We start from the raw sequence: 741 nt of genomic DNA on the forward strand, positions 1-741 counted from the left end.
GAAATTGTTGATGTTTGTTCGCGTATTCGTGGCGAGTTTAGAACATTGATGACCAGCGCGATAAATGAATTTTTCATGGAGCTTTTGGCAGAAAAAACCATTGACCAGGCCCTTCACTCAGAGCTGGTCAAAACATTAGAGTCAGGCTGTTTTACATTCGATTGTCATTGGGCTGTCAGCTTGTCACCGGGCGGCGAGGCTAGAGGACCCTTGGAGGCAGAGGCGCGTCATTTATTGGATATGGCCGTAGAAGTCGCTGTTTTTGAGTCAATACTCGATGAGTTGGATGAGGATATGAACTCAGTGACGATTTCGAATGTTGAAGCCGAAATTGACGCGTTCGTTGGCAAAATAGGCTTAGACTTTGCAGATGGACGTTTAAAGGAAATTCACTATGATTTTCTTTTAAATTGGATTGAAACTATCTTATTGATATTTTGAATTCAGGGCGCAATTGGGTGGGTGGCCAATGGCCAGATATTTTCATGACCTGAACCCAGGCGGCTGTCAGAAAGGGATAGATAACTGATAGAGGCACTACCTATGGAACAGATGATTGATTACGCGCCGTTGGCAGCACTAGTGATGTTGGGCCTAGGCTACATGGCGGCTTTTTTACCTACCAAAGGGTAGCCGGAAGTAAGTAGGGAGGCTTTCTGGCTTGACGCTCAGCGTCAATTGTTTCGACCATTGCAAGACCAGCATGCTGGTCGAAAACCCTCTCGATGTATAGGAATTTCA

Annotated in this window: 1 protein-coding gene; it reads left to right on the forward strand. The window is 45.5% G+C overall.

Annotated features, from left to right (window positions below; all coding sequences use genetic code 11):
- Positions 1-441 (forward strand): hypothetical protein (locus ALO43_RS30740; RefSeq protein ID WP_162235594.1); only part of this gene is annotated, 441 nt, incomplete at its 5' end.
- Positions 442-741: the final 300 nt, after the last annotated feature.

Origin of the sequence: Pseudomonas tremae (assembly GCF_001401155.1) — a bacterium.
GTDB lineage: Bacteria > Pseudomonadota > Gammaproteobacteria > Pseudomonadales > Pseudomonadaceae > Aquipseudomonas > Aquipseudomonas tremae.